Raw genomic sequence first — 24,195 nt, 5'->3', positions numbered from 1 at the left:
AGGAAGCCTGCACGCAGCCGTCCGGGGATGCGTCCGTCTGCAGACCGCGCCCCTCAGAACCCCGGGTAGTCCTTCAGCTTCTGCTCATACGCGGCGCGATCCTTCTCCGGCAGCACCTGGCGGGCGAACACCACCAGCTGCACGCCCTCCAGCGGCTCGCCGCTCTGGTCGCTGAACGCCTCGCGCTGGGTGCGGAACTCGCCGGTCGGATCGTTCGACAGGTCGTACACGTACGCGTAGAAGCGCAGCGGCTCGGGGTACGTGTCGCTGTAGTACTCCCAGGTGTGCTGTCGCGCCGGGTCGTCGGAGCCGTACAGCTTGTCCAGCATGTCGTCGGAGATGCCCAGCACCCCCGGCTCGTTCAGCGGATAGAGCTCTGACAGACCGCTCTCGACGAGCACCTGGTCGATGACCCGCATCACCTGGCGCTTGCGGCGCAGCTCGTGCACCGGCTGCTCGGTGGTCCACACGGTCGAGGTGTACTTCTGCAGCATCGACTCGCCGCCGTAGCCGTTGCGCTCGGGGCTGACATCGACCGCGCCGGTGTGCACCCAGGTGAATCCGAACTCCTGCGTCAGGCGCTTGCGCACGGCGGCCATCACCTGATCGCCCTGCGACTGCACATCCTCCAGCGACGGACCGTCGAGGGCATCTTTCGCCGGGACGCCCTTGATGCCCGGGTACGCCTCCTCGTGCTTCTGCTGCTCCGACTTCGTCCCGTCGTACGCGTGCGTCGCCGCCGAGCGCAGAGCGCCCATCGCACCCACCGTCGCGACGTTGAACACCAGCGTCACCGCCAGGGCGATCGCCCCGAGCACTCGTCCGCGCGCCGTGAACAGCGCGGCGATCACGACGCCGAGCACCACGAACTGCACCACCATCATCGACGCCCCGTACACGGCGTCCGTGACGCCGGCGCCCATCATCAGCAGCATGACCAGCGCGAACAGCACCGCCGCGATGATCGCGGCCAGTCCCAGCGCGTTGACCGTCCGCTTCTCGGCCGGCTCGGTCGCGGTGTAGGTGACATCTCCGGATGCCGAGCTCAGGCCGGCCTCGGCATCCAGGCCCGCCGTCGTGCGGCGCGCCCCGTGATAGCCGCCGGGAGGGGGAAGCGGCGGAGCGCCCTCGGCGCCGCCCACGTACCTGCTGCGCTGCCGGTCTACCACGGCTTGTCCGTTCCGCCGCCCTGACCGTCGCCGTCGCCGTCGACCTGGTCCTCGCGCTCCTGAGCGCCCTGGTTCAGCTTCTTCTCGATCTCGTCCAGGTCGCTCTGCGAGGGCTCGTCCTGCGGCTCCTGCTCGTCGTCCTGGTCGGGCTGGTCGCTCTGATCCGGATCCTGTTGCTGGCTCTGCTGCTGCTTCTCCTGCTGGCGCTTCTGGTTCTCGTCGAGGGTGTCACTCATGTCGCGGTTCGGATCGGGCGACTGATCCTGCGCGTCGGGGCTGCTGCACGCCTCGGGCGTCTCCGCCGTGACCTGCAGCGCCTCACCGTAGAACTGCGCGGCCCGCGCCGCATCTCCGTCGGCCTGGGCGGCATCGCCCTGACGCTCCATCACCAGCGACAGGTTGATGCGCACGTAGCAGACCTCCAGCCCCTCGGCCAGCGGCAGCGCCCGCTCCAGCTCGGTGCGCGCCTGCGGCAGCTCGTCGGCGCCGGCCAGCGCCGTGCCGATGTCGTAGGGCGCCTTGAACGGCTCGAACCAGTTCAGGACGTCGAGGTTGCGCGCCGCCGCCTCCGACTCGGCGTATCCGCCCGACACGAACGAGCTGATCGACTGATGCGCGAACGCGTACATGCTCAGCAGCTTGCCGACCAGCAGCAGCGCGGCCAGCGTGAGCGGGAGGGTGCCGATCGCGATCCAGCGGCGGATGCTGCGCCGTCGGCGGTTGGCGGCCAGAAGAGCCGCCGCCGCGTCGGCCTGCGTGGGGTTGGTCATGACGCGCCTCCTCGATCGGGCGACGGGCGGGTCAGACCGCGCAGACGGGTGACCAGCATCGTGGCCCGTGCCACCTCGACGCCCACCAGCGCGACCAGCACGAGTGCGAGCACCCAGTACAGCTCGATCACGTTGCCCACCTCGCCCGAGGCGGCGTAATCGGTGGTGCTGGTGGGGGCCTCGGGCAGGGTGATCACGGCATCCACCGACCGATGCTGATACTGCACGCCCAGCTGCTCGGAGATCTGCTTCAGGTTGCCCTCGTCGATCACTGACAGCGCCTTCTGGCCCTGGTACTCGATGTACTCTCCGTCGCCACCCTGGGTCCCCGAGCCGCCACCTTGGGTCCCTGAGCCTGTCGAAGGGCGCCCCGTGGTCTTCTTCATCGGCCCGCCCTCGGCGGTGCCGTAGCCGAGTACCAGGCCGCCGTCGACGTACTTGGCGGCCGACGCGAACGACTCCGGGTCGCGCGAGATGGTCTGCTCGCCGTCGCCCAGGTAGAACACCATGCGGCTGCGGTCGGGCGACGACTTCGCGGCGGCGGAGAGCGTGTCGGTGAGCATCCGGTTCGCGATGCTGATCGACGAGCCGCGCGACCGATCGGTGATCTCGGGCAGCATGACATCCAGCGAGGACATCAGCGCCGTGGCATCCGTGGTCAGCGGCAGGCGCAATTGCGCCGCCGCGTCGAAGCTGATCAGCGAGAAGCGCGCGCCCGGATACTCGTCCACGATCGACTGCACGTCGGCACGCACGCCGGCAAGGCGCGGCTCGTCGCCAGCCCAGTCCTCGGCGACGATGCTCGCGGTGGTGTCGACGACGATCACGACGTCGGTGTTCGTCGCGAGCGTCTGCGACGTGCCGCCCGGGATGCCCGGCCGCAGCAGCATCGCGAAGACGACCACCAGCATGCCCAGCCGCAGCGCCCAGATCGGGCGGCCGGGGGGCGTCCGACGGATCAGCGCGCGCACGATGAAAACGGCGGGAACCGCGCACAGCAGCACGAGCAGCACCGGATGCAGAACGGGTTGAAGGATCACAGTCGCACCCTCTCCCCACGCCCACTCGGACCATCGCTTCGCGCTGATCCGAGCCTCCTGGGCGCGAGGGCCCCGAGCAGCACGAGGAACCCCAGGATCGCCACCAGCATGAGCGCGATCGCCAGGTTCGGGCTGTCGACCCGCACCACCTGCGCCTGGCCCTTGAGCGCCGTCGCCTCCTGCTTCTGGATCTCAGTGATGATGTCGCCCACCGTCGTGGTGTCGCGCAGCGCGTAGGACTGCCCACCGGTCGACTGCGCGGCGCTCTCCAGCTGCGCGCTGACCTCGGCATCCTTGCCCTGCACCGGATTGAGGGCGAAGACGCGCACGTTCTTCGACGTGGCGTACTGCGCGGCCTCCTCGACCGAAAGGATCGAGGCGCCGGCCACCTCGTTGTCGGTGGCGAGGATCACCGAGCGGCTGCGGTCCTGCTCCGCATGGTCGAAGCGCATGGTGCAGGCGGCCAGCCCGTCGCCGATGAGCGAGGCGCCCGGCCCGTTGAGCGTGCCCACCCAGTGCTCCGGCGTCTCGTCGTCGTAATCGAAGCTGGAGCGGATGCTCTGCAGCTGCTTCTTGACGAACGGGTAGTCGTCGGTGAGCGGGAACACCTGCACCGGGGAGCTGTTGAAGATCGTCAGCCCGATGCGCTCGCCCTGGAAGCCCTTCAGCAGCTCCTCGAACACGCTCAGCACCTCGACGTCGACGTCGGACATCGAGCCGGACACGTCCAGGCAGAGCATGATGTCGCGGCTGCTGTTGATCGGCTGGATCGTCTTGGCCGACATGGGGCGCGCCGCGACGACGCCGCCGAGCAGTACGGCGATGGCCCCGACGGCCAGGATGCCGCTGAGCAGTCCCATCCGGCGCCGAACGGATGCCCGGAACGAGGGGAGCGTGCGCAGCCGCTCGGCGCGGGAGACCAGCGCGGCCGGTGCGTTCTCCGACCGCTCTCGACCGCGCAGGCCGAGCAGGATGCCGACGGCCACCGCCGCCAGCAGCACGCCGAGCGCGACGAGGATCATCCACCAGGTGTTCAGTGCCATGTCGTGACCACCTTGCGCGCTGCCTCGGCGCCGTAGATCGGATCGATGGCCGGCCCGCGCTGGAAGATGCTCGGGTAGTAGTGCCGGCGGATCGCGTCGATCAGGGCCGGGTCGACCCCGCGGGCGACGAGATCGTCCAGCGCGAGCACGGGCGCCTCGAGCCCGGAGTAGTCGTTCACGAACTGCCGCACGATCCTGCTGAGCTCGAGATTCGCCTGCTTCGGACGCATATTCCCCGAGCGGTATGAATCCTCGACGTGCTGCACCTCGGCCAGGTACTCGGTGCGCAGCTGAGCCAGCACGTCGGCCGTGGGAGGCGTGAAGGCGGGCGCGCCGTGCAGGGTGACGCTGTGCTTGGGTCGTGTCAGGAACCACAGCAGCCAGGCGGCGGCGCCGAGCAGCAGCAGGATGCCGATGGCCACCAGGATCCAGCCCCAGCCGTACTGCGCGGGCGGGTACAGCTCGTCAGGTGCGGGCATGCGACCTCCTGTTCAGCATCGTCAGGAGGGTGGGTACGGCGGTGGCCTGCCCGCCGAACTCGGCGTGCGTGATCTCGAGGCGGCGCAGCACCTCGTCGCGGTGGGCCGTGTCGGCGGCCTCCAGGGCGGACAGTTCCGCCATCACCTCCGCGTCGCCGTGCACGAAGTCGGGGATGCCCCAGCCGCTGTCCACATCGCGGCGGTGGACGGCGACGAGCATGTCCGGTCCGCCATCGGCCCGGCGGCGGAGCCGGTCGGAGGGAGCCAGATCCGGATCGACCGCGCGGTCGAAGGCGTTGGGGCGTCTGCCCCCGGGAACCACGATGTCGGCATCCCGCACCGTCAGCCACAGCACGTCGTGCTGCACGGTCAGCCGGCGCAGCAGGCGCTCGGTGTCGTCGGTCAGCGGCGCTTCGTCGGTGACGATCACGACGATCGAGCGTCGTGAGACGTTGCGGGCGGTGTAGCGAAGCAGGGCATCGCGGTCGTTCGGAGCCGTGGCGTCGTCGATCGCGTCGCGCACTGTGCGCAGCGCGTGCTCCAGCGCGGCCTCGGTGCCCGCAGGTGGCAGGCGGCGCACGCCATCGGCGTCCCCGTAGATCGTCGAGAAGTCGTCGCCGTGGCGCACCGTGAGGTATCCGAGCGCGCCGGCGAGCAGCACCACCAGTTCGCGCTTGGACTGCTCGTCCTCGGCCAGCGCCTTCATGCCGCGACCGGAATCCACCAGGAACAGCACGGTGTGCCGGCGGGTGGCCCTGGTGCGCTTGATGAGGGGTTCCCCGTGCCGGGCCGTGGCGCGCCAGTCGATGTCGCGCACCTGATCGCCGAACTCGTACGGACGCAGGTCCTCGAAGTCCAGGCTGCGCCCGCGCAGCAGCGACGCGTACGCGCCGTCGAGCGCGTGCATCGACTTCTGCGATGAGCGGATGAAGAGTTTGCTCTTCACCTGGGTGATCAGACTTGCCACAGCTTGGGTCCCTGAGCGTGACGAGCGGTTACGGGGTGGGCACCGACGCGAAGATCTGGTCGATGATCTCCTCGCCGCGGATGCCCTCGGCATCCGCCTCGAAGGTGAGCAGCACCCGGTGACGCAGCACGAGATGACGCAGGGAGCGGATGTCCTCGGGCAGCACGTGCGTGCGGCCGTTCAGCAGCGCCAGCGCACGCGAGGCCTGCAGGAACGCGATGCTCGCACGCGGGCTCGCGCCGTACTTGATGAACCGGGCGCGCTCCTCGCCGATGTACGGCGCGGGGTTCCGGGTGACGTAGGCCAGCTGCACGATGTAGTTGCGGATCGCCGGATCGATGTACACGCGCGAGGCGATGTCCTGCAGATCCTGCACGTCCTCCAGCGAGATGACGCCGGGCACATGCCGGTCGGGGTTCAGCACGCCGGAGTCGATGCGCCCCAGGATCTCGAACTCCTCTGCGGGGCTGGGATACTCCACGATCTCCTTGAGCAGGAAGCGGTCCATCTGCGCCTCGGGCAGCTCGTATGTGCCCTCCTGCTCGATCGGGTTCTGGGTCGCGATCACGAGGAACGGCTTCGGCAGGGCGTGGATCTCGCCGCCGATGGTCGTCTGGCGCTCCTGCATCGCCTCGAGCATGGCGGACTGGGTCTTGGCGCTGGAGCGGTTGATCTCGTCGAGCAGCACGAAGTTGGCGTGCACCGGGCCGAGCACCGTGCGGAAGGTGCCGGTGGCCGCGTCGTAGATCTGGCTGCCGGTGATGTCGCTGGGCAGCAGGTCGGGAGTGCACTGGATGCGCTTGAAGCTGGCCTTCACGCTGTCGGCGAGCGTGCTGGCGGCGGTGGTCTTGGCCAGCCCCGGGACGGATTCGAGCAGGATGTGCCCGCCGGCGATCAGCGAGATCAGCAGGCTGCTGCGCAGCTGATCCTGCCCGACCATCTTGGTGGAGTAGGAGTCGGAGATGACCTTCAGGATGCGCTGCGCGCGCGCCAGATCCTCCGGTGTCGCGTGCGGTGCCTGGGTCGCCGGGCCTGCGCCCGCTTGGGTCGCTGAGCCTGTCGAAGCGCCGTGTCTCGGCGGAGCCGACGGCCGCGTGGCGTCGACGCCATCGGCATCCCAGTCCTCCCGACCGGCCGGGCCTGTCGGCGGGACGGAGACTGTCGGCGGGACGGATGCCGGTGCTGCGGGCACCGGCGGAGGCGGAGGCGCGGAGGAAGCGGCGCCGGGAACCGGGAAGTCGGTCATCTCTCATCTCCTCATGCAAGGGAATCGACGACCACCGCAGATCCCCCGGTACAGGGTAACCGGCGGGGTGTGGAACAACCTCTCGAGCGGTCGGCTTCGGGCGTTCGCCCGAAGGCCGGGCAACGTCGGTGCTGGCATTCTGGGACGACGACCACAGAGGAGTGCTGACGTGCCCGAGAACCCCATCGACGAGCGCGAACTGACCGCGACCGTCTCGCTGACCCGTCCCGACGGGACGCTGAATCCGGATGCCGTGGGCTGGGCGCGCTCGCCGCTGGTCGACACCGGAGGGATCGCGCGGGACGGCATCCGCTTCACCGGACGCAACAAGCGCTGGGAGTACTGGTGCCTCACCACCCCGACGCACGTCATCGGCCTGACCGTGTCATCCATCGACTATGCCGCCGTGCACGAGGTGTGGGTGCTCGATCGCGCCACCGAGCGCACCTGGCACCGATCGGTCACGAACATCCCGCCGCGGGGCGTCGAGCTGCCGCCCAGCGCCGAGCAGGGCCCCAGCCGGGCGCGTGCCAAGGATCTGAAGGTCGACATCGACGAGGTGACTTCGGGCACCCGCCTGCGCGCCCGCATTCCCGGCGTCGAGATCGACGTGATCGCCCGGCTGCCTGAGGGGCATGAGCGCCTGGCCGTGGTCGTGCCATGGAGCAGCAAGCGCTTCCAGTACACGGTCAAGGACGTCGCGCGTCCGGCATCCGGCACGCTCACGCTCGACGGCGAGACCCACGTGCTGCCCGAGGGCGACTGCTGGGCGGTGCTCGACCACGGCCGCGGACGCTGGCCCTACGACATCCACTGGAACTGGGGTGCGGGCTCCGGCCGCTCGCACGGCCGGGTGATCGGCATCCAGGTCGGCGCGAAATGGACCGACGGCACCGGCTCCACCGAGAACGCCTTTGTCGTGGACGGCCGGCTGCACAAGATCAGCGTCGAGCTCGACTGGGACTACGACATCAGCGATTGGCGACGCCCGTGGCGCATCACCGGCGGCGGGCTGGATGCTGTGTTCGCGCCGGTCTACGACAAGCAGACGCGCACGAACCTCGGCCTCCTCTCCGCCTCCACCGACCAGTGCTTCGGCGACTGGAGCGGCACGTTCCGCACCGCCGACGGCGACGTGATCGCCTTCGAGGGCATCTTCGGATGGGTCGAGGAGGTCCACAACCGCTGGTGACCGGCGCGCACATCAAGGTCTGAGAAGCCGCAGAGGGCGGAAGTTTCCGCCCACGCGGGCTGGCGCGGCGACCGACGCGCGGTCAGCATGGGCGCATGTCGAACAACGTATGGGGCGCCGACGTCGAAGAGCTGCACGCGACCGCGAGCGCCTGCGCAGAGGGCGCGCATCAGCTGATCACGGTGGCCGGGCGCACCACGATCGCGCTGGAGACCCGGCTCACGTGGTGCGGCCCGGACGGCGAGCGGATGCGGTCGCACTGGCGTGACCAGGCGCTTCCCGGAATCGTCACCGTCGCCGGGCAACTGAGGCAGGCGGGGCTGCAGCTGGTGCGCGAGGCCGATCAGCAGCTCGCGACCAGCACCGACGGCGTGAGCGCCACCCCGGCGACAGGCGGAGCCCCGGTGGCGAATGGCACCCCGGTGGGCTCGCCCCCGGCATCCGCTCCTCCCGCCTCCCGCGCCGACTGGGAGGGACGCCTGAACAAGGTGCGCGATGTGCTCACCGCGCTGCCCGGCCAGGCGATGCTGGGTCGCGTGCTCGCAGAGCTGCCGCGACACGGCGACGACTGGCTCGAGATCGGCGGGGCGATCGCTCGCGCCGAGAAGGCGAGCCCCGGCTTCGAGCGCATCGGACTCGGCGCACTGGACGTGGTCGGCACCGTCGCGGATGCCCACGGGCTGGTCTCCGCGATCGAGGACCGGGATGTCGCAGGGGCGATCGAGCACGGCGTTCCGCTCGCGTTCAAGGCGATGGGGCCCGAGGTCGACATGACGCTCGGCACCGCGTGGTCGGCGGGCACCATGGTGGGCACGCAGATCAACGACTCCATGCAGGGGACGCGCTACGGCGACATCGTCCGCGACATGAGCGAGATCGCCTTCCAGGAGCACGGTGCGGCAGGGATGCTGAGGGTGCCGGGCATCCTCGGCTTCGCCGCCTACGAGTACTTCACCGAGGATCCGCCCGCGACCCCTTGAGCGCGAACGGCCGCACGCTACGCTGGTGCGCGGAGGGGCGAGTGTGCTGAGAGTGACGTTGCGCGGTGCCGGAGTGCCCACAGTCGTGCTCGGCTCGGGCGACACGCTGCTGATGGGCAGATCACCGGATGCCGCGCTGCCGACGGACGACTCGGCCGTGCACATCACCGCGCTGGCGCTGCCGCACGTGGCGCCGCATGTGTCCCGCCTGGGCGGAGAGGTGCAGGTGGGCGAGGAGGTCGTCCGGCTGCGCTGGCACGCCACCACCCCGGCGCAGCTCTCCAGCCTGTTCGAGGCACCCGGCGGCGCTCGCCGGGTGAGTCTGTCCGAAGGCATGTCCGCGCTGCTCGACGAGGGCGAGAACCAGCTGCTCATCTACCGCGGACGCCAGACCGGTGCGGGAACCTTCATCGACCTGGTGGTGACGCTCGACGTCGAAGCCGTGCAGGACGACACCGAGCACGTCGCGTGGAGCGGCATCCCCCTGCCCGCAGGCGACGACGACGCCACCGCGGCCGCACCGCAGCTGGAGCGCTGGTCGCGGGAGTGGTACGTGGCGCTCGCGCTGACCGAGCCGTGGCTGAGCGGCGCCGACGACTACCCGCGCCCGCCCTCGAACCGCGAGATCTACGAGCGCGTGCTGGCCTGGCGCGGGCACGCGTGGAACCTCGAGCGCGCGCAGCGCGTCGACGACGCGATCCGCTCGGTGGCCAGGCTGGCTTTCGGGCCCGCCGACGACCCGTTCACCTCTGGCGAGGGGCGCGTGCAGAACCTGCGCTTCGCCGTCGCGCGCCGCATCGCCGAGATCGGCCTGGTCACGATGACCGACCTGCAGGCCGTGCTCGTCGCGCAGGCGCGCGGCAACGGCATCCGTCCCGACGCCTGACCCGCGACGCCTGACCCGCGACGGCCGACCCGCGACGGCCGACCCGCGAACGCGAACCGCGGGTCGGCTCCGCAGCATCCTGATTCCGCCGCTTCAGCGCCCTGATCTCGCCGTCGAGAGGCGGAAGTTTCCACCCCCTCCGCGCTGGCCGCGGCCCGGCATCCTCACCTAGCGTCGAGGCCATCGCTCCCCAACCGGGGCGGCGGAGCCCACGACCGGGCGGCAGAGGAGGATGCGACATGTACGACCGTTCACGCTTCTACGGGATCGACCCGGAGTACTCGCGGGACGCTTCACGGCAGATGGATTCACAGGCCGGCGAGCTGAAGGGCGTGGTCGACAACATGTCGTCCCTGCTCGAGGCCGTGCTGTGGATCGGACCCGCCGCCGAGCGCTTCAAGACCGACTGGGACGGCTCGCTGCGCCCCGAGCTGCACAACGCGGCCGACTCGCTGCGCGAGAACGCCGCCGAACTGCGCCGACGCGCAGACCTGCAGGACGAAGTCAGCAGCTGAGAGCCGACCGCGGCGGAAGTTTCCACCCCTGATCAGGTGGAAATCCGCGCCGGATGCTCATAGCTTCAACTCATCGCAAGACATCGACAGCAACACATCGACACGAACAGGAAGGAGGGGAACATGTCATTCCAGGGAGCAGACGTCAGCAAGCTCGACGAGATGGCGCAGAAGGCGCAGGAGGGCGCCGACCTGGCCAAGACCATCGCCACCGCGTTGAAGATCGTCGTCGCGGCGCTCAAGGCGATGTCGTGGACCGGATGGGCCGCGGCCTACGCCGCGTACCTCGAGGGCACCGTCATCCCCTGGGTCGAGAAGACCCAGCAGGCGCTCGAGCGCTTCGCGAAGGTGCTGCGGATCGCATCCGCAGTGCAGAAGGCGGCCAGCGAGGACTCGCCGTCGGTGAGCATCCCGGCCTCGGCCTACAAGCCGATCTCGATGCCCGCCGCCACGTGCGCCAACCCGCCGTCACTGCGCTCGCCCGAGTACGCGATCTCGCCGTCGGGCATGCCCACGACGGCCACCGGCGCCGGCGGACACGTCGCCACCCCCGCGGGAGTGGGAGCGACCGATTCGGCGCTCGGACAGACGGCGGCGGTCGGCGGCGGAGACCGGGCGCAGATCACCATCAGCATCGACACGGATGCCGGAAGGCTCGGCGTCAGCGCGGCGATCGGCGGCGGCAGTGCGGCTGCAGTGCCCGGCGGAGCGCTGGCGGGCGGAGCGCTGGCGGGGTCGTTTGTGGCCGGCTCGTCGTTCGGCGGCGGGTCCGCGGTGGGCGGAGGGTCGTCCTTCGGGAGCGGGTCGTCCATCGGCGGGTCGTCGTTCGGATCTGGGTCGTCACTGGGCGGCGCGGCCATCGGCGGTTCGGGTTCGTCGGCCGGCGATGCGTCATCGTTCATCGGCGGGTCGTCGTTGGGCAGCTCCGGCAGCGACGTGGGCGGACACGGACCCACCGCGTCGAGCGGCGGGAGCTCTTCGAGCGGATCGCTCGGCTCCGGCAGCATCTCGGGCGCCCACGGATCGGGAGGCTCCGCAGGGGCCGGCATCGCAGGCGGTTCGTCGGCCGGTTCCGGCGGGTTGTCGGCAGATGCCGGAGGTTCCTCCGGTGCGCTGGGCGGCTCCAGCAGTGGCTCACTCGGCGGCGGCTCTGCTGGGAGCGGGTCGACCGGAGGTGCGCTGGGGGGTGGTTCGGCATCCGGCGACGGCGACGTCCTGGCATCCGGCAACCCCGCGGTGACCGCCACACCGGTGGCCGCACATGCCTCGCTCGGCACGGCGGCAGCAGGCGCCACCGGGCTCAGCGTCGGCACCGCGGATGCGTCGAATGCGGCATCCGCGGCCCCGGCCGCCATGCTCGCAGCCCCGCTCGGCCTCGCCGGTATCGGCGCCGCCGCTCTGAACGGCCTGCGCGGGCGCTCCGGGGGCGACGCGTCCGAGCCCGAAGAGGCCTGACTTCACAACTGAACATCCACTGAAACACACAACCAGCAGTACCTATCGAGAGGAATGAAGAGATGAGCAGCACTGTCTACGGAATGGACATCCAGGCCGGCCGGGAGCTCTCCCGTCTGATGAACAGTGACGCCGACGCGATCAACCAGCTGACGGCTCAGCTGACGCAGCGGCTGGAGCAGACCCCCTGGTACGGTCCCGACGCGCAGCGCTTCACCAGCGACTGGCAGGGGCAGTACGTGCCGGCGCTGCAGAACGTGGTGAGCGCGCTGCAGGAGAACGCGACCATCGTCGCGCAGCAGGCCGACGACCAGGAGCGCGCCTCCAGCTGATCGGAGCTCCCAGCGGGACCGGTGCACACGCACCGGTCCCGCTTCGCTGTGTCCTCGCCCCCTGCCCCCTCGCCCCCGTCGTGCCCCGCCCCCGTCGTGCCCTGCCCTCGTGTGCTTCGCGGGTCCCGAATTGCTGCCTTCGCGTGTGGCGAGCCCACGAAGTGGGACCCGCGAAGTGAAGGGCGGTGGTGGGGGATGCGATCTCCGGGCCTTCGCGGGTCCCGAATTGTGGTGTCCGCGTGGGTGGAGGCCGCGAGGTGGGACCCGCGAAGGGTGGTGGCCCCGCGAAGTGGACACCAGAGTGGGGCACGCGGCGGAAGTTTCCACCCCTCGTGGCCTTTGTCTGCCCGCCCGACCGCCATAGCGTCGAAGACAACCCGCAGAGAGAGGAGAGACCATGTGGCGAGTCAGCGTGCGGCCGACGACGGAGAGCGGCCTGCAGCCGGTGGACGTGGTCGTCACCGCCGAGCGCGGTGGATCGGTCGCCGATCTCGCCGCGGGCCTGGGCCGGCACATCGCGGGATCCTCCGTGCTGCTCGCCCCCGTCACTGCGGGTGTCCCGTGGCCGGCACAGACGCCCCTTGCCGAAGCGCCGCTGCGCGACGGCGACGTCATCGAGGTCGCATCCGTCGGCCCCGACTGGCTCGACCGTCCGACCCCGACATCCGCTCCCCGCGCCATCGTGCAGGTGCTCACCGGTTCGGACGCGGGCACGCAGGTGCCGCTCCGCTCGGAAGTCGCGACGATCGGTCGCGGCGCCGATGCGACCGTGCGCCTGAACGACCCCCTGGTCTCCCGCACGCACGCCCGACTCATCCTGGGACCGGAACCCGTGATCAGCGACGAGGGCTCCGCGCACGGCACGCAGGTCGCAGGACGACCGGCCGTGCGCCCGCAGCCCGTCTCGTGGGGCGAGCCGATCACGGTCGGATCCACTGTGATCGCCCTGCAGCCGGGTCGAGCCGCCGACTCCACCGCACAGCGCAGCATCTGGCGCTCGCCGCGGTTCGGCACGGCGGTCGCGGGCACCGAGGTGCAGTTCCCCACGCCCCCGTCGCAGCCGCACCGCCAGCCGTTCCCGTGGCCGATGATCCTGATGCCGCTGCTGATGGGCGGCGTGATGTTCCTGACGATGCGCAATGCCTACTCGCTGGTGTTCATGATCGGCTTCCCGATGATGATGGTCGTCACTCACCTGATGCAGCGCCGCACCGCCAAGCGGGAGTTCGCCGAGGAGACGCGCATCTGGCGCGAGGACCTCGCCGTGATCCTGACGACGCTCGATCAGGCCGCGCAGCACCAGCGCGCCAACGCCGTCGATGACGACCCCGAGCCCCGTGTCGTCAGCGACCGGGCGACCAGTGCCGACCGCGCGGTGTGGGTGCGGCAGAGCGATGATGACGACTTCCTGCACCTGCGCGCGGGCATCGGCCCGCGCCCGGCACTGGTGACCGGCGACGCCAAGCAGCAGGGCGACCGCGCGCTGCGCGCCGAGGCCGCCGAGGAGGCCGCCCGGCGCGCCACCCTCCCCGACATGCCCGTGACCGTGCCGCTGGGCCCGCTCACCGCCGTCGTCGGCGAGGGCGAGCAGCTGGATGCCTGGTTGCGGGCCGCCCTGATCCGACTGGCCGTCACGCACTCCCCGAACGATGTGCGCGTCGTCGCCGTGCTGGGTCAGGAGCACGCCCGCATGGAGAGCTGGCTGCGCTGGCTGCCTCATGCCGCGCCGCTGGCCGGAGGCCTGGCATCCGTCGCCATCGGCGCCGGAGACGGGCAGGCGCTGCTGGAGGAACTGGCGCGCACCGTCGGCGGCGTGGAGCACGTGGTCTGCCTGATCGACAGCGCCGCCGGCGTGCCGCGCCGCACCCTGGAGGGCGTCGCGGCCATCGCCGAGGACAGCCGTCTGCACCTGATCTGGGTGGGCGACGATCTGGCGCGCGTGCCCGCCGCGACGGATGCCGCCATCGATCTTCCGCGCAGCAGCATCCAGCACGCCGATCGGGGCGGCGTCGACGCGATCACCCGCCTCGACGCGCTCGATCTCGCCTCGGCCTGGCGCTCCGCACGCGCACTGGGCGGCTATCGTGACGAGGCGGCCGTGCTCGCCGGCGAATCCGCATTGCCCGACCGGGTGCGCATCGCCGATCTCAGCAGCGATCTGGCCGACCTGGACGATGCCGAAGCGATCGCGCAGCGCTGGGCCTCCAGCCGCGGCCTGCGCGCCCAGCTGGGTGTCGGCGCCGACGGCGTGTGCTCGATCGATCTGCGCGAGGACGGCCCGCACGGCCTGGTCGCCGGCACCACGGGCGCAGGCAAGAGCGAGCTGCTGCAGTCGCTGCTGTGCTCCCTCGCGCTGAACAACCCGCCCAGCCGGATCACCTTCCTGCTGGTGGACTACAAGGGTGGCGCCGCCTTCCGCGAGTGCGCCCAGCTGCCGCACACGGTCGGCTACATCACCGATCTCACACCGGCGCTGGTGCAGCGGGCGCTCACCTCGCTGCATGCCGAGCTGACCACCCGCGAGCATCTGCTGGCCGAGTACGGCGCGAAGGACCTGCCCGCCCTGGAGAGGATGCACCCCGAGATCGCCCCGCCGAGCATGCTGATCTGCGTCGACGAGTTCGCCGCTCTGCTGGCCGAGGTGCCCGACTTCATCGACGGCATGGTCTCGATCGCTCAGCGCGGCCGGTCGCTGGGCATGCACATGATCCTGGCCACCCAGCGCCCCGCGGGCGTCGTCACGCCGCAGATCAAGGCGAACACCGATCTGCGCATCGCGCTGCGCGTCGCCTCGCCGGACGATTCCACTGATGTGGTGGATGCTCCGGATGCCGCCAACCTGTCGCGCCGCACCCCCGGGCGGGCGCTGCTGCGCCGCACCGGGCATGGCACCCGCGAGATGGTGCAGGTGGCGTATGTGGGCGGGACCGAGCAGCTGCACGACGCCGGTGAGCGTGTGCGGGTGGCGCCGTTCACGGCCCGCGCGATCGACGGCGGGGCGGTGGATGCGGGTCGCCCGCACGAGCACTCCGACCTGGAGCGCATCGTCACCACGGTCACCACGGCGTTCCTGCGCAGCGGCATGCAGGCGCCGCGACGCCCGTGGATCCCGCCGCTGCCCGAGGAGCTGCCGCTGGCCGTGGTCGAGCCCGGGCGTCTGGTGATCGGAGCGGATGCCCGTGACGAAGCGGCCATCGCCGATTCCGGTGCCGACGCGACGGTTGTGGAGCAGGCACCTGGCACGGTGCTGCTGGGCCTGCAGGACGTGCCGGGCGAGCAGCGCCAGGTGCCGTGGAGCATCGACTACGGCCGCACCGGTCACCTGCTGGTGTTCGGCGCGTCGGGCTCGGGCAAGACCGAGCTGCTGCGCACCGTGGCGGCCTCCGTCACGGCGGGCGCCGAGCGTGCAGCCGCGTGCGTGTACGGCATCGACGCCGGTGGCGGCGGGCTGACCGTGCTCGAGAGGCTGGGGTCGGTGGGTTCGATCGTGGTCGAGCAGTCCACCGAGCGGATGCTGCGTCTGATCCGCATGGTGCACCGCACCGTCACCGAGCGCAACGCGATGCTCGCATCCCACGGCGTCGCCGATCTCGACGCGCTGGCTGCGACGGGTGTGCACGTGCAGCGCATCCATCTGCTGATCGACAACCTGCCCGCCGTGCTGGATTCGCTGGAGGGCGGCGGTGCGATGCGCCGTCAGCACGCCGATCAGCTGCTGACCGTGCTGCAGGAGGGGCGTCGCTGCGGCGTGCACATCACCGCGACGGCTCCGCAGCGCACGGGCGTGCCGAGCCAGATCCTCGCCGCGTTCGGCGGCCGCGTGGTGATGCGCATGAGCGTGGAGGACGACTACGCGATGCTGGGTGTCCCCACCGGGGTGCTCGATCGCGAGTCCCCCGCGGGGCGCGGCCTGTTCGGCCCGCACGAGGTGCAGGTCGCCACGCTCGGCGGCGCGGGCACGCCCCTGCAGGCGGAGCGCCTGGACGAGCTGGGCACTCACCTGGGCGATCGCTACGACGAGGTCGCCGCCACCGCCGTGCCGGTGATGCCCACGCGGCTGCCGCAGAGCGTGCTGCCGCGCCCGCAGCGCGACGAGCTCGTGCTCGGCGTGGAGCAGGATGTGGTGGCGCCGGTGTCGCTGCGTCTGTGCGACGGGCCGATCCTGCTCACCGGCCGGGCCCGCTCTGGCCGCACCTCCGCACTGATCGGCCTGGCGCAGCTCGCCCGCCGCGCCGAGGACCCGGCGGAGGTGGTGCTGATCGCACCGCGCGGCGGGTCGGATGAGATGCCGGCGGTCGCTGACCGGATGATCACGGATGCCGCCGAGGCGGCCGCCTGGGCGCAGGACGCGGCCACACGGGTCGATGGGGAAGGCTGGATGCTGGTGCTCGTCGACGACGTGCACGAGTGGGAGCGCGCCTGGGACGCGAACGGCGACGAGCGCCGGGCGCTGGAGAACCTGACGGCCCTGCTCAGCCTTCCGGACGTGGCGGTGGTCGTTGCGGGTGACCCGGATGAGCTGCGCAGCCGTCAGCACATCCCGTCGCTGGCCTCGGCCGTGAAGCGCTCGCGGCGGGCGATGCTGATCGCCCCGGAGATGGGTGACGGCTCTCTGGTGGGCGCTCAGGTGCCGATGAACTCGCACGAGCCGATGGCCGGCACGGGTCGCGGGCTGCTGGTCGCGGGTGGGCAGATCCAGGTGGTACAGCTAATATCTGGTGCGTTGGAGGAGCGATCATGAGGGGAATCAGGTCTCGCCTGCTGCACGGCCGTGATCGCGGGATGGTCGAGGTCGGCGTCGCATTCGGCGGAGCGCTGCTGGTGGTGGGCGCACTGGTCGGCAACGGTGTCGCGGCCCTGGCGGTGAACATGTCCGACGGGCAGACCTGGCTGCCCGGCCAGGACGGCGCCGTGGTGCAGGTCAACCCCTCCACGGGTGTCGCCGAGCGCCGACTCGTGGTGGGTGAGGGCGATGCGGCTCTCGCGATCGCACAGCGCGACGGTGAGCTGATCGTCACCGACGAGAACAGCGGCGTGGTCACCGCGGTGGATCTGACGGCTCTGGTCGCGAGCGGCAGCCGTGCCACCTCCGGCGACGAGCGGGTGCTGGTCGGCGGAGGGCAGGCGGTCGTGATCGACGACGACCCGGGCACTGTGCGCGCGGTCGACCCGCTCACTCTCGCTGATCTCGGCAAGCCGTTCCGCACCGAGCATCCGATCGCCGATGCCGCCGTCGACGGCAAGGGGAATGTGTGGGTGCTCACCGAGAGCGGCGAGCTGACCCAGCTGAAGTACTCCGGCGCATCCGGCCGGTTCCGCACCGACGCCCAGCGGCCGGTCGCCGGCTCCGGAGCCGACAGCAGACTCGTCCCGCATGAGCGGGGCGTGACGGTCTTCGCCGCCGACGGCGGGGCGGTCGTGCAGGTCGGGTCGGGTGGTGATGTCGCCGTGACGGTGCCCGCGCTGTCGGGTACGGTCGCTGCCGCGCAGAGTTCGCCGGCGACGCTGGTGCCCGCGTCGGTCACCGACACCGGGCAGGTGTTCCTGCTCTCGTCGGGTTCGCTGCTGCAGGTGGACGTCGGGGATCGCGGATGCGCGCGGCCGGGCAGCCCGCAGGTGTTCAGCGACCGCGTCTACGTGCCGTGTCTGGGCAAGGGTGTCGTGATGGTGCTGGACGGCCACGGCAAGCGCGCCGGTGCGGACATCGTCATCCCTGGTGGCGGCGACCCGGTGTTCACCGCCGACGAGGGCCGACTGTTCGTCACGACGGGCGATGACGGCAGGGCTGTGATCGTGCAGCCCGACGGAGCCACGGGGATGGTGGATCTCGGTGCGAAGGATGTGCCCGAGACGCGCGTCGGCCAGACGCCGCCGGTCACCATCCCGGCGCCCGGCCCCAGCCGCAGGAACGATCACGGGGACAAGGGCGAACGCGATCGCGACCACGCCGGCGACCATGGTCGCCCGGACGCGCGCCCCACGCACGACCCGCGACCGACGCACGACCCGCACCCGACTCAGGATGCCGGGGCGGGCACGGACCCGCTGCCCGATCCCATCCCCGACTTCGATCCGACGCCGGGCACTGATCCGACGCCGGACACGGACCCGAGACCGGGCACGGATCCGACGCCGGGGTCTGATCCGACGCCGGGTGCTGATCCGACACCGACCACGGACCCGACGCCGGGGTCTGATCCGACACCGACTACGGACCCGACACCGGGGTCTGATCCGACGCCGGGTGCTGATCCGACGCCGGGGACTGACCCGACGCCGGGGACTGACCCGACGCCGACCACGGACCCGGAGCCGACCACGGATCCCACTCCCACCACCGACCCGGAACCCACCGTCGACCCGACCCCGACGACAGACCCCGAGCCGACCACCGACCCCACTCCCACCACCGACCCGGAACCCACCACGGATCCCACCCCGACCACCGACCCCGAGCCGACCACGGATCCCACCCCGACCACCGACCCCGAGCCCGATCCGGATCCCGAACCGCAGGCCGCGGCGGCCACGAACGTTCGCGCGACAGCATCCGACCGCACGGTGACCGTCACCTGGAACGCGGCTCCCGGAGGCGCTGACGAGTACCTCGTCCGTCCCGCCGGCGGATCGTGGACCTCGGCCGGCACGAGCCGCTCGCTCACCTTCTCGAACGTCGACTACGGCTCGCACACGTACACGGTGCGCACCCTGCTCGGCTCCACCTCGGCGGATTCGGCCGCCAGCGACGCGGTCACGATCGTCGGCCTGCCCGGGGCGCCAGGCAAGCCGAGCATCACGCTGAATGACGATCTGACCCCCATCTCCTACTCGTTCACCGCCAGCTGGGCGGCTGCACCGGCCAACGGCGCACCCGTCACCTACACGGTGCAGTACACCGGTGCCGGGCAGAAGAAGACGGTCACCACCACTTCCACGTCGATCAGGGAAGAGCTGGTGTGCCGCCCCGCTAAGCAGTTCCTGTGCGGCGACGGTCCCGGAGATGAGCCGGGCTTCATCGGGGTGACGGTCACCGTCACCCCGAGCAACAGCGCCGGCACCGGGCCCGAGTCCACCGCATCCGCCAGCGAGCAGGTCGGCTCCACGCCGCCGCCGCCTCCGCCGCCCCCGGCGCCGAAGAACGGCGACGACGTGATCTCCCAGATCAGGTTCACCAAACCGGGCCTGTACGACGAGGCGATCCCGTACAGCGTCACGGTCTCACTGCCCGAGGGGTGGAGCGCCTCCGGCACCTGCACCGCGCACATCACGGCCACAGGGGGAGAGTCCACCAGCGACTTCGACTGCACCACGGGAGGTCGCACGTTCAGCGGCACGACCATGGGCGGTTCCACCGTCTCGGCGTACGTGACGCGCGGTTCGGTCACCTCGGCGACCGAGAATGCGAAGGCCCCCAACCGCAACCAGTGGGAGCACTGCACCTTGTCCCCGCGGGTCTGCACGGAGCCCGTCTCGTTCGATCCCGACGACCCGGACGTGACCGTCATCCCCGTTCCGTGGACGCCGTCCGGCGACACGAACGAGCCCGTGCTCGCCACCGGCGTGGGTCTGCTCGCCGCGGCGTGGATGCTGCGCCGCATCCGCCGCCGCACAGCACTGAACGCCGGCCGCACGGCATCCGAGACCATCCCGAACCGCAACGCCCCGACACGCAACGGAGAGACCGCATGACCGACACGGCGCCAGAACTCGCCGCCGACGCGCCCACCGAGGCCGACGTCTCGCGCTTCCGACTGCTGCACGACGCGATCGTGGATGCCGTCGGCGGGGCGCTGCAGGGCAAGCGCAGCGTGATCGAACAGGCCGCGGTGGCGCTGTTCGCCGGTGGGCACGTGCTGCTGGAAGACGTGCCCGGCACCGGCAAGACCACGCTCGCCCGCGCGTTCTCCGCGGCGATCGGCGGCATCTCCCGCCGCATCCAGTTCACGCCAGACCTGCTGCCTGCCGATGTCACCGGCACCAGCGTGTTCGACCCGGCCTCCGGTCAGATCTCGTTCCGCCCCGGGCCGGTGTTCGCCAACGTGCTGCTGGCCGACGAGATCAACCGCGCCGCCGCGAAGACGCAGTCGGCACTGCTGGAGGTGATGGCCGAGCGCACCGTGACCGCCGACGGCGTCGCGCAGCGCGTGCCCGATCCGTTCCTGGTGATCGCGACGCAGAACCCGGTCGACATGGACGGCACCTACCGTCTGCCCGAGGCGCAGCTGGACCGCTTCCTGATGCGGTTGCGCATCGGTTACCCCGACCTCGAGCACGAGGTGGCCGTGCTGCGACCGGGCAGCACGGCCGGCCGGATCGACGACGTGCCCCAGGTGACGGGGCCGGATGCCGTGGCCGAGCAGATCAGCCTGCTGTCGGCGCTGCACGTGGCCGACCCGATCCTCAGCTACATCCGCGCCGTCGGTGCCGCCACCCGTGCCGATGACCGGCTGCGGCTGGGAGCGTCCACGCGAGCCCTGCGTGCGCTGGTCGGCGCCGCCCAGGTGCGCGCGGCCACCCAGGGGCGCCACTTCGTGATCCCGTCCGACGTGCAGCAGCTGGCCGTGCCGGTGCTCGCGCACCGCCTGGTGCTCGCTCGCGAGGCGCAGCTGGACGGCATCTCGCCCGATGACGTGCTCGCCGACGTGCTGGCCCGCGTCGAGGCGCCGCGACCCACTCCGGCATGACCGCACGGCTGACCGCGCGCGGGTGGACGGTCGTCGTCTGCACGCTGCTCTGCTGGGCGCTCGGTCTGTGGGCCGCGTACCCTGCCATCATCGGGCTGGCGGCCGCGCTGTCCGCCGCGCTGCTGGTGGCAGTGGCGACCGTGGCCGTGCCCACGCCGGTGCGCGTGTCCCGCACCGTGCAGCCGGCTCGTGTGGCCCGCTACGACGAGTGCCGCGCGACGATCCGGGTGGAGAACACCGCGCGGCGGTGGCGGGTGTCGCTCAGCGGCACCGACCGGGTAGACGGCGCGCCGGTGGTGTTCGACTTCCCACCGCTGAGCGCGGGTGAGCACGCCACGACCACCGTGCGCATCCCCACCGAACGGCGCGGACTGATCGAGTTCGGCCCGCTCACGCTGGACCGGCGCTCGTTCGCCGACCTGATCCGGGTGCGCCGTGCCTACGGTGAGGCGGCCAGCGTGCTCGTGGAGCCGCGGGTGCTCGATGTGATCGCCGTGCCGCCCGGCATGCGCCGCGGGCACGCCGGCGCCGAGGAGCGCATCGCCCACGGCGGCACCGACCTGGTGGGCATGCGCGAGTATGTGCCCGGCGATGACCTGCGCCGGCTGCATTGGGCGACCAGCGCCAGACGCGGGCAGCTGATGGTGCGGGAGGATGCCGACCCCGCGCAGCCGTTCCTGACGGTGCTGCTCGACGACAGGGCCGGCTCCTACCGGGAAGGCGGGCTGGACGAGGCGGTGGATCTGGCGGCGAGCCTGCTGGATGCCGCGGCCGTCGCCCGCTCGCCCGCGCGGCTGGTCACCGTGTCCGGAGCCCTCGATCTGGAACTGCCCGTCGAGCCCGGTCGCGTCGACGCCGCCCGGGTCGCACCGACCGCGCTCGCCGCGCTCGCGACGCTCATTCCGCACGCCTCGTCGGAGCGGCCCCGCCTGCAGGTGAGCTCGCCCGATGTCGTCGCCGTCGTCTCGGGAGCGGATGCCGATGCGGCCGCGCTCGTACTCACAGCGGCGGCCGCGCCGGCGGGCGTCGTCGCAGTGGTGGACCCCGCCCCGGAGCGGCTGCTGTCGGCATCCGGTGCGGTGCTGGTGCTGCGCGGTCCTCGCGCCGAGGAGCTGGCGCACGGCTGGCGCGCCGGTGTCGCGGGAGCGGGCACGGCGGGAGTCGGCACGGCGGGAGCGGGGCGATGACCCGCGCGCTGGCGGTCGTCTGGTCGATCGGCGTGCTGGCCGTGTCGACCGTTCCGATCGCCGTCGGCTACGCCGAGTGGTGGACCGTCCTGGTGCTGGTCGGCTGCGTGATCGTGCCGCACCTGCTGGTCGTGCTGGCACGCTGGGTGAAGATCCCCTCGCTGTGGACCGCAGTGGGCGTGGGGCTGCTGGCGATCATCGCCGCCACAGCCCTGGGCGCGCAGCCGGATGCCGCACGGGCGGGGGTACGCAGCGACTGGGCGCTGGGCGGCATCCTGTCGCCGCTGATCGACGCCATCCCGCGACTGCTCACCGCGGCCAGGCCCGCGCCGGGTGACGTCGACCTGCTGATGCCCGCCGGCCTGCTGGTGTGGCTGACCTCCCTCGCCGTGGCGCTGGCGACCACGGCGCCCGGCCGCGCGCGCATCGCCCCGCTGATCGGCGCGATCGTGCTGCAGACCGCCGGCGCCCTGCTGACGGCCGGGGCGGGCGATCCGCAGGGAGTGGTGGCCGCGGCATCCGTGCTGCTCGTGCTGGCCGGCTGGATCACGACCCCGGCATGGCAGTCCGATCGACGACCTGCGCGTCGCACGTCGCGGATCGGCTGGCTGCTGGGCCTGGTGACTGCGGCGCTGGTCGGGATGCTGGCGGTCTCGGCATCCGCACTCGTCGGCGGCACGCGCTTCGAACCCCGCACCCTGGTGCCGCCTCCTCCGCTGCCGGCGCAGGCGGTGAACCCCCTGCCCGATGTCTCGCGGTGGAATGCAGAGGCCGACAGCGCGCTGTTCACGCTGGCCAGCGCGCAGGGCGTGCCCGAGCTGATCCGCCTGGCGGTGCTGCCCGACTTCGACGGCGCTTCGTGGACGCTGGACGCCGGGCTCCGCCCCGTGGGCGTGGTCGCCGAGCCCGACCTGCCGGTCGGAGAGTGGCGCACGCCGGTGACGTTCCGGTTCGAGCGCGGCGCTCTCGACAGCTCCTGGATTCCCGGCGTGGGGCGAGCCAGCGCCGTGCGCGACGGAGACGGCGCGGGGGTGCTGATCGATCCCGACACCGGCTCCCTGGTCGCCGCGGACGGCTCTGCACCCGAACGCCTGACGGTGACGGCATCCGTCGACGCGCCATCCGACACGTCGATCGCACAGGCCGGTGTTCCACCGGAGTCCGACGCGGGGCGCTACCTGGAACTGCCGCGAGTGCCCGCCGAGCTCGTGGATCAGGCCGAAGCCGTGGTCGAGGGGGTGTCCGGCCGCTGGGAGCAGGTCACCGCGCTCGCGGACTTCGTGCGCGCGGATCGGGTGCTCGACGAAGGCGCGCCGTCGGGTGCATCGTACGGCCGGATCGTCGAGTTCCTGTTCGCCTCGGCCGGCGACGGGGGGCAGGTCGGCACCACCGAGCAGTTCGCGTCGTCGTTCGCCGTGCTCGCCCGTGCCGTGGGGCTGCCGAGCCGGCTCGTCGTGGGCTTCTCCGTGGACGCTGCTGACGACGTGGATGCGGGAGACACCGGGTCGCGCGTCACCGTGACCGGAGCGGATGCCCGGGTCTGGGCCGAGGTGTACCTCACGCGCGTCGGCTGGGTCGCCGTCGACGCGGCGCCGGACTCATCGATCCGGACGGAGCACATCCCGCCCGCCTCCTCCACCGGGGCGACGCCTGCGCCGGAGGCGACGCATCCCGAAGAGCAGGCGGCCGGACAGAAGGCGTCCTCGGCGCCGGCCGCCGGAATGCCATCTGGCGGCGGTGCCGGCGGACTGCTGGTCGCGTTGGTGGGCGTTCTGGTGGTGGGGCTGCTCGTGGTGCTGGTCGTGCTGGTCGTGCGTCGCGCACGCCGGCGCGCACGTTGGCGCCGCGGGGGAGCACTCGGCGCCTGGGCGCACGTGCTCGACGCGCTCACCCTGGCCGGGCGACCGGCGGCGGCAGGTGCCGTGCCCGAGCAGGTGGCCGACGCGGTGGGCGCGGCGGTGGGTGCGGACGATATCGACCGGGGTGCCGCGGGCCGGCGTGCCGCGGGCGCGGCGGAGGTGGATGCTGCGTCCGTGCGCGAGCTCGCGCTCTCCCTGGCCGCCCGCGCACAGGCCGCGGCGTTCGGTCCCGCAGGCGCGGGAGGTCCCGGCTCTCCGGCGTCCAGCCCCGCGGCATCCGACGCCGACTGGTCCGCCGCGCTGCAGGTCGAGCGCGCGCTGCGCGGCACTGCGGCCCGCGGCCGTCGCTTCGCCTGGCCCCTCATCCCCCTCTCCTGACCCGCGCCCCCGG

General features: G+C 71.6%; 18 protein-coding genes. 11 read left to right on the top strand and 7 right to left on the bottom strand.

Annotated features, from left to right (window positions below; genetic code table 11):
* Positions 1 to 53: 53 nt before the first annotated feature.
* Genes Q9R19_RS08870 through Q9R19_RS08840 form a run of 7 tightly spaced genes read right to left on the bottom strand, consistent with a single transcriptional unit; the run spans position 54 to position 6,714 of the window.
* The gene (locus Q9R19_RS08870; RefSeq protein WP_311256028.1) at positions 54 to 1,169 is read right to left on the bottom strand and encodes a hypothetical protein; all 1,116 of its coding nucleotides are present in this window, start codon (positions 1,167 to 1,169) and stop codon (positions 54 to 56) included.
* The gene (locus tag Q9R19_RS08865) at positions 1,163 to 1,939 is read right to left on the bottom strand and encodes a hypothetical protein (protein ID WP_311256027.1); all 777 of its coding nucleotides are present in this window, start codon (positions 1,937 to 1,939) and stop codon (positions 1,163 to 1,165) included. Before Q9R19_RS08865 ends, Q9R19_RS08870 begins: the two co-directional genes overlap by 7 nt.
* Positions 1,936 to 2,979: a VWA domain-containing protein gene (locus Q9R19_RS08860; protein ID WP_311256026.1), complete on the bottom strand. Its 1,044-nt coding sequence runs from the start codon at positions 2,977 to 2,979 to the stop codon at positions 1,936 to 1,938. Before Q9R19_RS08860 ends, Q9R19_RS08865 begins: the two co-directional genes overlap by 4 nt.
* Complete coding sequence (locus Q9R19_RS08855) at positions 2,976 to 4,022, bottom strand: VWA domain-containing protein (RefSeq protein ID WP_311256025.1); 1,047 nt, start codon at positions 4,020 to 4,022, stop codon at positions 2,976 to 2,978. Before Q9R19_RS08855 ends, Q9R19_RS08860 begins: the two co-directional genes overlap by 4 nt.
* Complete coding sequence (locus Q9R19_RS08850) at positions 4,013 to 4,501, bottom strand: hypothetical protein (protein WP_311256024.1); 489 nt, start codon at positions 4,499 to 4,501, stop codon at positions 4,013 to 4,015. Before Q9R19_RS08850 ends, Q9R19_RS08855 begins: the two co-directional genes overlap by 10 nt.
* On the bottom strand, positions 4,488 to 5,447 hold the full coding sequence (locus tag Q9R19_RS08845; protein WP_311256023.1) for a DUF58 domain-containing protein: 960 nt from the start codon (positions 5,445 to 5,447) through the stop codon (positions 4,488 to 4,490). The genes Q9R19_RS08850 and Q9R19_RS08845 overlap by 14 nt, the downstream gene beginning before the upstream one ends.
* 49 nt (positions 5,448 to 5,496) lie before the next feature.
* Positions 5,497 to 6,714: a MoxR family ATPase gene (locus Q9R19_RS08840; RefSeq protein WP_311256022.1), complete on the bottom strand. Its 1,218-nt coding sequence runs from the start codon at positions 6,712 to 6,714 to the stop codon at positions 5,497 to 5,499.
* Positions 6,715 to 6,883: 169 nt separating this feature from the next.
* Between Q9R19_RS08840 and Q9R19_RS08835 the strand changes: the two genes are divergently transcribed.
* From Q9R19_RS08835 to Q9R19_RS08785, 11 genes are all read left to right on the top strand, one after another.
* Complete coding sequence (locus tag Q9R19_RS08835) at positions 6,884 to 7,906, top strand: DUF2804 domain-containing protein (protein ID WP_311256021.1); 1,023 nt, start codon at positions 6,884 to 6,886, stop codon at positions 7,904 to 7,906.
* Positions 7,907 to 8,001: 95 nt separating this feature from the next.
* Positions 8,002 to 8,886 (top strand): hypothetical protein, encoded by an 885-nt coding sequence (locus Q9R19_RS08830; RefSeq protein WP_311256020.1) that lies wholly within the window; start codon positions 8,002 to 8,004, stop codon positions 8,884 to 8,886.
* Between the two features lie 43 nt (positions 8,887 to 8,929).
* Complete coding sequence (locus Q9R19_RS08825; RefSeq protein ID WP_311256019.1) at positions 8,930 to 9,772, top strand: hypothetical protein; 843 nt, start codon at positions 8,930 to 8,932, stop codon at positions 9,770 to 9,772.
* Between the two features lie 239 nt (positions 9,773 to 10,011).
* Complete coding sequence (locus Q9R19_RS08820; protein WP_311256018.1) at positions 10,012 to 10,287, top strand: hypothetical protein; 276 nt, start codon at positions 10,012 to 10,014, stop codon at positions 10,285 to 10,287.
* A gap of 123 nt (positions 10,288 to 10,410) precedes the next feature.
* Positions 10,411 to 11,742, top strand: coding sequence for a hypothetical protein (locus tag Q9R19_RS08815; RefSeq protein ID WP_311256017.1), 1,332 nt, complete (start codon positions 10,411 to 10,413; stop codon positions 11,740 to 11,742).
* Positions 11,743 to 11,804: 62 nt separating this feature from the next.
* Positions 11,805 to 12,074 (top strand): hypothetical protein, encoded by a 270-nt coding sequence (locus Q9R19_RS08810; RefSeq protein WP_311256016.1) that lies wholly within the window; start codon positions 11,805 to 11,807, stop codon positions 12,072 to 12,074.
* 397 nt (positions 12,075 to 12,471) lie between these two features.
* On the top strand, positions 12,472 to 16,815 hold the full coding sequence (locus Q9R19_RS08805) for an FtsK/SpoIIIE domain-containing protein (protein WP_311256015.1): 4,344 nt from the start codon (positions 12,472 to 12,474) through the stop codon (positions 16,813 to 16,815).
* A complete protein-coding gene (locus Q9R19_RS08800) occupies positions 16,812 to 19,763 on the top strand; it encodes a hypothetical protein (RefSeq protein ID WP_311256014.1) in 2,952 nt (983 codons plus the stop codon). Before Q9R19_RS08805 ends, Q9R19_RS08800 begins: the two co-directional genes overlap by 4 nt.
* Positions 19,760 to 20,758 (top strand): MoxR family ATPase, encoded by a 999-nt coding sequence (locus Q9R19_RS08795; protein ID WP_311256013.1) that lies wholly within the window; start codon positions 19,760 to 19,762, stop codon positions 20,756 to 20,758. The genes Q9R19_RS08800 and Q9R19_RS08795 overlap by 4 nt, the downstream gene beginning before the upstream one ends.
* On the top strand, positions 20,755 to 21,945 hold the full coding sequence (locus Q9R19_RS08790) for a DUF58 domain-containing protein (protein ID WP_311256012.1): 1,191 nt from the start codon (positions 20,755 to 20,757) through the stop codon (positions 21,943 to 21,945). The genes Q9R19_RS08795 and Q9R19_RS08790 overlap by 4 nt, the downstream gene beginning before the upstream one ends.
* Positions 21,942 to 24,182 (top strand): transglutaminase domain-containing protein, encoded by a 2,241-nt coding sequence (locus tag Q9R19_RS08785; protein ID WP_311256011.1) that lies wholly within the window; start codon positions 21,942 to 21,944, stop codon positions 24,180 to 24,182. The genes Q9R19_RS08790 and Q9R19_RS08785 overlap by 4 nt, the downstream gene beginning before the upstream one ends.
* Positions 24,183 to 24,195: the final 13 nt, after the last annotated feature.

The organism is Microbacterium sp. ARD32, from assembly GCF_031844385.1.
GTDB lineage: Bacteria > Actinomycetota > Actinomycetes > Actinomycetales > Microbacteriaceae > Microbacterium.
The sequence above is the reverse complement of the archived record's forward strand: the minus strand, read 5'-3'. Positions and strand labels throughout refer to the sequence as shown.